The 7,972-nt window shown below is 61.9% G+C and carries 8 protein-coding genes; 6 read left to right on the forward strand and 2 right to left on the reverse strand.

The window, feature by feature from the left end; genetic code table 11:
• Position 1: 1 nt before the first annotated feature.
• From AC070A_RS23695 to AC070A_RS23705, 3 genes are all read left to right on the forward strand, one after another.
• Positions 2 to 1,162: a D-alanyl-D-alanine carboxypeptidase family protein gene (locus AC070A_RS23695; protein WP_058322492.1), complete on the forward strand. Its 1,161-nt coding sequence runs from the start codon at positions 2 to 4 to the stop codon at positions 1,160 to 1,162.
• Positions 1,163 to 1,386: 224 nt separating this feature from the next.
• Positions 1,387 to 2,067, forward strand: a complete 681-nt coding sequence (gene tmk / locus AC070A_RS23700) for a dTMP kinase (RefSeq protein ID WP_373419872.1) — start codon at positions 1,387 to 1,389, stop codon at positions 2,065 to 2,067.
• A complete protein-coding gene (locus tag AC070A_RS23705; RefSeq protein WP_113737525.1) occupies positions 2,064 to 3,095 on the forward strand; it encodes a DNA polymerase III subunit delta' in 1,032 nt (343 codons plus the stop codon). Before tmk ends, AC070A_RS23705 begins: the two co-directional genes overlap by 4 nt.
• On the opposite strand, the gene AC070A_RS23710 is transcribed toward AC070A_RS23705, so the two are convergent.
• Positions 3,090 to 3,395 carry a nucleoside triphosphate pyrophosphohydrolase family protein gene (locus tag AC070A_RS23710; protein ID WP_057256043.1) on the reverse strand — a complete coding sequence of 102 codons (306 nt, stop codon included), beginning with the start codon at positions 3,393 to 3,395 and terminating at the stop codon, positions 3,090 to 3,092. The two genes, AC070A_RS23705 and AC070A_RS23710, sit on opposite strands and share 6 nt — an antisense overlap.
• Before the next feature lie 178 nt (positions 3,396 to 3,573).
• On the opposite strand from AC070A_RS23710, the gene metG reads away from it, so the two are divergent.
• From metG to AC070A_RS23725, 3 genes are read left to right on the forward strand one after another with little or no spacing between them, the layout of a single operon-like run.
• On the forward strand, positions 3,574 to 5,127 hold the full coding sequence (gene metG, locus AC070A_RS23715; protein WP_058328206.1) for a methionine--tRNA ligase: 1,554 nt from the start codon (positions 3,574 to 3,576) through the stop codon (positions 5,125 to 5,127).
• A gap of 12 nt (positions 5,128 to 5,139) precedes the next feature.
• Positions 5,140 to 5,919, forward strand: a complete 780-nt coding sequence (locus AC070A_RS23720) for a TatD family hydrolase (protein WP_058328207.1) — start codon at positions 5,140 to 5,142, stop codon at positions 5,917 to 5,919.
• 1 nt (position 5,920) lies between these two features.
• On the forward strand, positions 5,921 to 6,757 hold the full coding sequence (locus tag AC070A_RS23725) for an MBL fold metallo-hydrolase (RefSeq protein ID WP_057256049.1): 837 nt from the start codon (positions 5,921 to 5,923) through the stop codon (positions 6,755 to 6,757).
• Between the two features lie 32 nt (positions 6,758 to 6,789).
• Here AC070A_RS23725 and AC070A_RS23730 read toward each other — a convergent pair whose 3' ends face one another.
• Complete coding sequence (locus AC070A_RS23730; protein ID WP_057256106.1) at positions 6,790 to 7,737, reverse strand: phosphoribosylaminoimidazolesuccinocarboxamide synthase; 948 nt, start codon at positions 7,735 to 7,737, stop codon at positions 6,790 to 6,792.
• Positions 7,738 to 7,972: the final 235 nt, after the last annotated feature.

A 7,972-nucleotide genomic window follows, 5' to 3' on the forward strand; every position in this document is an offset into this window, starting at 1 on the left:
CATGCGCATGAAGATGTTTTCGGCGGTGTTTTTCGGCGTTGCGCTGTTTACAGGCGCCGTATTCGCGCAGACACCGGCGCCCGCTTTCGATACCAAGGCAAAGCAGATCCTGCTTGTCGATGCCGAAACCGGCACCGTGCTTTTCTCACGCGCCGAAAATCAACCGATACCGCCTGCATCGCTCGCCAAATTGATGACGATGGAGGTCGTGGCCGAGGCTCTCGGCAAGGGCGAGCTTTCCGCCGAAACCACCTTCGAGGTGTCCGAGCACGCCTGGCGCACCGGCGGTGCGCCCGCCGGCACCTCGACGATGTTTGCCGCATTGAAATCCCGCATCCGCGTCGCCGACCTCCTGCAGGGTGTGGCGGTCCAGCTTGCCAACGATGCCTGCATTATCCTTGCTGAAGGCATGACCGGGAATGAGGGCGCTTTTGCCGAGCGGATGACGGCGCGCGCGCGCGAGCTTGGCATGCCGGTTGCGACGTTCCGCAATGCCACTGGGCTCCCGGATCCCGGCAACCAGATCACGATGAGCGAACTGGTAACGCTCATTCGGCACCTCCACGAGGCACATCCCGATCTCTACAGGCTCTATTCGCAGCCGGAGTTCGAATGGAACAAGATCCTGCAACGCAATAAGAACCCGCTGATCGCGGCCAATATCGGTGTGGACGGCCTGGCGACCGGCTTTGCCGAAGGCTTCGGTTTCTCCCTGGCCGCTTCGCTGCAGCGCGGCGACCGCCGGGTCTATCTCGCCATGGGCGGTCTCGAAACCGACAAGGAGCGCATCGAGGAGAGCCGCAAGGTGCTCGATTGGGCAATGACCGCCTTCGAGAAGAAGCGGATTTTTGCCGACGGGGAGGCGATTGGCGAAGCGGCCGTCTATGGCGGCGATGCCGCCCACGTCGCCTTGGTTGCCGGCGGTCCGGTCGACGTGCTTTTGCCGGTCGACAATCCGGAACGGCTGACGGCGCGGATCGTCTATAAGTGGCCCTTGCGGGCGCCGGTGACTGCGGGGACGGAAGTCGGCGTCGTCAAATTGTGGAACGGCGAGAAGCTGCTGCGCGAAGTGCCGGTCAAGACCGCCAACGCCGTCGGGCAGGGCACGCTGACCAGCCGTGCTCTCGATGCGCTGCAGGAACTGCTGTTTTTCTGGATTTAGCCGCAGCTGGTTGCGGCGAGGGCGGTTCCTGCCAATTCATCGCCACCTGACGGTTTCACACGGCGGACCAATCGGTTAAACAGGGCCAGAGCGGAATGAGGAAAGTGTGCGCGGTTTTCCGCCCGCGTTCCGCTCTAGCTTATTAGAACAGGTCACGATGATTTCAGGTCGATTCGACCTGAAATCATCGTGACCTGGGTCGCATGCCGATATGGGAACGCATGGTGTCGCTGAAAAAAGGTCTGTTCGTAACATTCGAAGGTGGGGAAGGTGCCGGCAAGTCGACGCAGCTTCGTCTTCTTGCCGAATCCCTGCGCGGGCGCGGCTACGAGGTGCTGACGACACGCGAGCCTGGCGGTTCAGCCGGCGCCGAAGCGGTGCGCCACGTGCTTCTTTCGGGAGCCGCGGAGGCCTTCGGGGTCAGGATGGAGGCGATCCTCTTTGCAGCGGCCCGCAGCGATCATGTCGAAGAGGTCATCCGGCCGGCGCTCGACAAGGGTACGATCGTGCTGTGCGACCGTTTCATGGATTCTTCGCGCGTCTATCAGGGCATCACCGGCAACCTGGAGCAAAGCTTCGTCGAAAGTCTGGAGCGTGTGGCGATCAACGGTGTCGTGCCGGATCGGACCGTGATTTTCGATCTGCCGGCGAGCATCGGCCTCGAGCGGGCGCAACGCCGCGCCGGGGACGACAATCCTGATCGTTTCGAGAAGGAGCAGCTGGAGACGCATGAGAAACGGCGGGACGCCTTTCTCGATATCGCCAGGCGCGATTCCGAGCGATGCCGGGTCGTCGATGCGACGCAGCCTGTCGAGGCCATCGCCACCGAGGTGCTTTCCCTCGTCGAGGCCCTCCTGCCGCATGGCGACGGCACCGACACGTCGACCGAGGAAGTCGTGTCATGAGCGCGGAAAGAGGCGGCGTCCTGGATGGCGCCATCGCGCCCGCCGAGAACAATCGACTGTTCGGCCACGAACAGGCGGAAAGCTTCCTGGCGCAGAGCTATCGCTCCGGCAAGGGACACCACGCGATCCTGATCGAAGGGCCGGAGGGGATTGGTAAGGCGACGCTTGCCTTTCGCTTTGCGCATCACATCCTGAAACATCCGGAACCCGCGGAAGCGCCTGAAGCGATTTCCGATCCCGATCCGGCTTCCGCCATCGGGCGGCAGCTCGCCTCGGGCGCCTCGCACAATCTCTTGCACCTGAGCCGCCCGATCGATGAGAAGACGGGCAGGGCGAAGGGCGCGATCACCGTTGACGAGGTCCGACGCGCCGGCAAGTTCTTCAGCCAGACGTCAGGTACGGGCAACTGGCGCATCGTCATCATCGACCCGGCGGACGACCTCAACCGGAATGCGGCCAATGCCATCCTGAAGATCCTCGAGGAGCCGCCGCGCCGCTCGCTCTTCCTGGTGCTGACGCATGCGCCCGGAAAACTGTTGCCGACGATCCGCTCGCGCTGCCTGCCGCTGCGGCTGAAGCCGCTCGACGTCGCGCCGCTCAGTCAGGCTATGGCGCATCTCGGTTTCGATCTCGAAGGCGAGAACGCCGTGCGCATCGTCGCGGCCGCCAATGGCAGCGTCGCCGAAGCGCTGAAGCTCATCAATTATGGCGGACTGGAAATTGCCGCGACATTCGAAGGAATCCTCGCAGGGCAGGGCCCGGCGGTCCGCAAGGACATGCACAAGCTGGCCGACGTGCTCTCGGGCAAGGACAGTGAAACGATCTTCGAATTCTTCCAGGCTCTCGCAAGTGACCGCATCATGCGCGACGCGCGGGAGGCCGCGATTGCGGGAGACATCGTGCGCGCCGAGCGCTTCGCGCGGCTTTCGGCTTCCGTGACCGAGCGGCTGACCGTCAGCGACGCCTACAATCTCGACCGCAAGCAGACCATCCTGTCGCTGCTCGACGATTTGAAAGCGGCGCTATAGCGCCGCCTGGAAGCGCCACTTGCGCTCGATTGCCGCCTGCAGGTCGAGCTTGTGGTGGTGGGCGAAAAGCAGCACATGCCCGAGCAGGTCGGCGGTCTCGTCGGCCATCAGGGACCTGAGTTCGTCCGTTGATTTCCCGTTGCGTCGGCCGCGGCCGCTGAGCTTGTTCCAGACCTGCGTCAGCTCCCCCAATTCCTCCTGCATCTTCAGGATGAACCAGTCGGGGTCGCGCTCGATTCCGTGCGCGCCGGCATAGCCGGCGGAGGCGGTTTCAAATTGGCTGCCAAGTCGCTCCAGCATGATTCACCCTCTTTCGTTTGTTTCTGTTTTGTTCTAGATCGCGCATGCGGATTATGCAAGGCTGGCAGCGCCAGCGGCGACCTCTCCGACCGGGCTTTTCACGGATCGCATGTTTCTTCCTTGCGGCGTATGCGCTAAGAGCGTGCGTAGCTTAATCCGAGATAGATCGAATCCGCCTATGAGAGACACGTCCCCTTTCTACATCACCACCGCGATTTCCTACCCGAACGGCCGGCCGCATATCGGCCACGCCTATGAGTTGATCGCGACGGATGCCATGGCGCGCTACCAGCGCCTAGATGGACGTGACGTGTTCTTCCTGACCGGCACCGACGAGCACGGCCAGAAGATGCAGCAGACGGCACGCAAGGAAGGCGTGACTCCGCAGGAACTGGCCGACCGCAACTCCGCGGAATTCCAGAAGATGGCCGTGCTATTGAATGCGTCCAACGACGACTTCATCCGCACGACCGAGAAGCGCCATCACGATGCGTCGCAGGACATCTGGATTCGCATGGGCGAGGCGGGCGACCTCTACAAGGATTCCTACGCCGGCTGGTACTCTGTGCGGGACGAAGCCTACTACCAGGAGAACGAGACCGAACTGCGCGACGATGGCGTCCGCTACGGCCCGCAGGGAACGCCCGTCGAATGGGTCGAGGAGCAGAGCTACTTCTTCCGCCTCTCCGCCTATCAGGACAAGCTCCTGAAGCACTATGAGGAAAATCCTGATTTCATCGGTCCGGCCGAACGCCGCAACGAGGTGATTTCGTTCGTGAAATCGGGCCTCAAGGATCTCTCGGTTTCGCGCACCACCTTCGACTGGGGCATCAAGGTTCCGAACGACCCGGCGCACGTGATGTATGTCTGGGTCGACGCGCTGACGAACTACATCACCGCAACAGGCTATCTCGACGATCCCAAGGGTCCACGCGCCAAGTTCTGGCCAGCCAACATCCATGTGATCGGCAAGGACATCATCCGCTTCCACGCAGTCTATTGGCCGGCTTTCCTGATGTCGGCCGGCCTGCCGCTGCCCAAGCGCGTCTTTGCCCATGGCTTCCTGCTCAACAAGGGCGAGAAGATGTCGAAGTCGCTCGGCAACGTTGTCGATCCGTTCAACCTCGTCGAGCATTTCGGCCTCGACCAGATCCGCTACTTCTTCCTGCGCGAAGTCTCGTTCGGCCAGGACGGCAGCTACAGCGAGGAGGGGATCGCGACCCGCATCAACTCCGACCTCGCCAACGGCATCGGCAACCTGGCGAGCCGCTCGCTGTCGATGATCGTCAAGAACTGCGACGGCCAGGTCCCGGTCTGCGGTACCCTGACCGACGAGGACAAGGCGATGCTGGCGGCCGCAGATGCGCTGCACGAGATCACGCGCGACGAGATGGGCAAGCAGATGATCCACCGGGCGCTGGCCGCGATCATCGCCGTCGTCTCCGAGACGGACCGCTACTTCGCCGGCCAGGAGCCCTGGGCCCTGAAGAAGACCGATCCGGCCCGCATGGGAACCGTGCTCTATGTAACGGCGGAAGTGGTGCGCCAGATCGCCATCCTCTTGCAGCCCTTCATGCCGGACTCGTCGGCAAAGCTGCTCGACCTGGTGGCGGCGCCCGCCGACAAGCGCGACTTCGCAGCCCTCGGCGAGGCGGGACGTCTCGTGTCGGGCACGCCGCTTGAAGCGCCGAAGCCGGTGTTCCCGCGCTACATTGCACCGGAAGCGCAATAAGGCACTTTGAGCATGCTGATCGATACCCATTGCCATCTGGATTTTCCCGATTTCGAAGCGGAGCGTGACGCCATCGTCGCGCGGGCGCATGAGGCGGGTGTCGAGCAGATGATCACGATCTCGACCCGCGTGAAGCGGTTCGAGACGATCCTTGCGATCGCTGAGGCCTATCCGAATGTCTTCTGTTCCGTCGGCACGCATCCGCACAATGCGGATGAGGAACTGGACATCACGACTGAAGATCTTGTCCGGCTGTCGGTGCATCCGAAGGTGGTCGCGATTGGCGAGGCGGGTCTCGACTATTTCTATGACAACGCTCCGCGTGACGCCCAGGTCGAAGGCCTGCGCCGGCACATTGCCGCAGCGCGCGAAACCGGTTTGCCGCTCGTCATTCATAGCCGCTCGGCCGACGAAGACATGGCGGCGATCCTGACCGAGGAAACAGGGAAGGGGGCCTTCCCTTTCCTTCTGCACTGCTTCTCGTCCGGCCCTGACCTCGCGCGTATCGGCGTCGAGCTCGGCGGCTACGTCTCCTTCTCGGGCATCCTGACCTTTCCGAAATCCGAAGAGTTGCGCGAGATCGCCAAGACCGTGCCGCACGACCGGATGATCGTCGAGACCGACGCGCCTTATCTCGCGCCGAAGCCGTTCCGCGGCAAGCGCAACGAGCCGGCCTATGTCGCCCATACGGCTGCCGTGCTCGCCGAAACGATCGGTGTGAGCAACGAGGAGATCGCTAGGATCACCACGGAAAACGCCTTCCGCATCTTCTCCAAGATGCCGAGGGTCTGACGTGGCGTTCCGGCGCGCCTTCACCATTCTCGGCTGCGGCTCGTCGCCGGGCGTGCCGCGCATCACCGGTGACTGGGGCGCCTGCAATCCGGACAATCCGAAGAACCGGCGCATGCGCGCCGCTTTGCTGGTCGAGCAGACCGCGCCCGATGGTGGCAAGACGACCGTCGTCATCGACACCGGTCCGGATTTTCGCGCGCAGATGGTTGCAGCAGGGGTGCACCACATCGATGCGGTGCTCTACACCCATTCCCATGCCGATCATCTGCATGGCATCGACGATCTGCGCGGTTATGTCATTGAAAACCGGAGGCGGGTGCCGATCTGGGCCGATGCCTATACGATGGGGCGAATCCGCGAGGGATTCGGCTATTGCCTGGAATCACCGCCCGGCAGCGGTTACCCACCGATCGTCGAGCCGCGGATCATTCCCGACGATCTATCGCCTGTGGTGATCAACGGTGCCGGCGGGCCGATCCCGTTCCGGCCGCTGATGCAGTTTCACGGCAACATCCATTCGCTCGGGTTCCGGGTCGGCGACTTTGCCTATTGCAGCGATGTCAGCGACTTTCCCGCCGAAACCGTCGCCAAGCTCGACGGTCTCGATCTGCTGGTTCTCGACACCCTGCAGTATAAGTTCCACCCGAGCCATCTGTCGCTGGTGCAGTCGCTCGGCTGGATCGCCAGACTGCAGCCGAAGCGGGCGGTACTGACGCACATGCATGTGCCGCTGGATTACGACACGGTTCAGGGCGAAACGCCCGATCATATCGAGCCGGCCTACGACATGATGCGGCTCGAATTCGACGTCGGCGATCCGACGTCTGGTGACGCGTAAATCAGATTAGCATTCTTATCTAAGATACGGATTCACTTGGAGAAATAGGGCGCCAGATTGGTGCGGATACGCTCCAGAACCGATGCGCCTGAAAGGTCCGGGACAAAGCGCTGACCGGTGATCGTCTCGAAAGCCTCGATATAGACCGCAGATGTCTGCTCGATGAGATCGACTGGAATTTCTGGGATCGGATCCTTGTAAGGGTCGCAGCGCGCGGTGACCCAGGCGCGCACGAAATCCTTGTCGAAGCTTTTCGGGCGCTCGCCGCGTTCGAAGCTCTGCTGGTAGCTGTCGGCGATCCAATAGCGGCTGCTATCGGGCGTATGGATCTCGTCGGCAAGAATGATCGTGCCGTTTTCGTCGGTACCGAACTCGTATTTGGTGTCAACGAGGATCAGGCCACGTTCGGCGGCGCGCTGCTGGCCACGGGCAAACAGGGCCAGCGCATATTGCCAGACCGTATCCAGCTGCTCTTTCGTCAGCAGTCCTTGCTCGAGGATCGCTTCGGCCGAGAGCGGCTCGTCGTGACCGCCGTCGAAAGCCTTGCTGGTGGGCGTGATGATCGGCTGCGGCAGCTTCTCGTTGTCGCGCATGCCGTCCGGCAAGGTGATGCCGTACATCTCACGTTCGCCATTGCGGTACTTGGTCAGGATCGAGGTGCTGGTGGTGCCGGCAAGATAACCGCGCACGACGACCTCAACCGGCAGAATGTCGAGCCGCTTGCCGATGACGACATTGGGGTCCGGATAGCTGACCACATGGTTCGGGCAAATGTCGGCGGTTTCCTCGAACCAGTAGCGCGCGGTCTGGGTCAGCACGTGACCCTTGTTCGGGATCGAGGTCAGGATGACGTCGAAGGCGCTCAGCCGATCCGTGGCGATGATGATACGGTTGCCATCGGGCAGATCGTAGTTTTCGCGAACCTTGCCTTTGTAGCGGTTTGGCAGTTCTGGAATGAAAGCATCTGAAAGAACGCGCAATTCGCTCATCACATCTGGCCTTGAAAGTGGTGCTTCGGTGCTGGAACGCTAAGCAGGCCGGAAAGGCCGGGTCAAGCGCGGCAAGGCAAGGATCAGCCGCAATCCATGTTTTCCGGCATATCCGATAGTTCCATAATCTATCTTATGTGATCCTTGTGTGTAGCCGCAAAGTTAAAGTGTCCTGATCCTGCAAAGTTGGAATGTCACTCTCCCCGGGTTTTGCTGACCTGGGAGA

The organism is Ensifer sp. GW101-20A05 (assembly GCF_059424735.1).

Excerpts from the sequence above, each read along its gene's own strand:
- AC070A_RS23695 (WP_058322492.1), top strand. The coding sequence starts at position 2 with ATGCGCATGAAGATGTTTTCGGCGGTGTTTTTCGGCGTTGCGCTGTTT.
- metG (WP_058328206.1), top strand. The coding sequence starts at position 3,574 with ATGAGAGACACGTCCCCTTTCTACATCACCACCGCGATTTCCTACCCG.
- AC070A_RS23720 (WP_058328207.1), top strand. The coding sequence starts at position 5,140 with ATGCTGATCGATACCCATTGCCATCTGGATTTTCCCGATTTCGAAGCG.
- AC070A_RS23710 (WP_057256043.1), bottom strand. The coding sequence starts at position 3,395 with ATGCTGGAGCGACTTGGCAGCCAATTTGAAACCGCCTCCGCCGGCTAT.
- AC070A_RS23705 (WP_113737525.1), top strand. The coding sequence starts at position 2,064 with ATGAGCGCGGAAAGAGGCGGCGTCCTGGATGGCGCCATCGCGCCCGCC.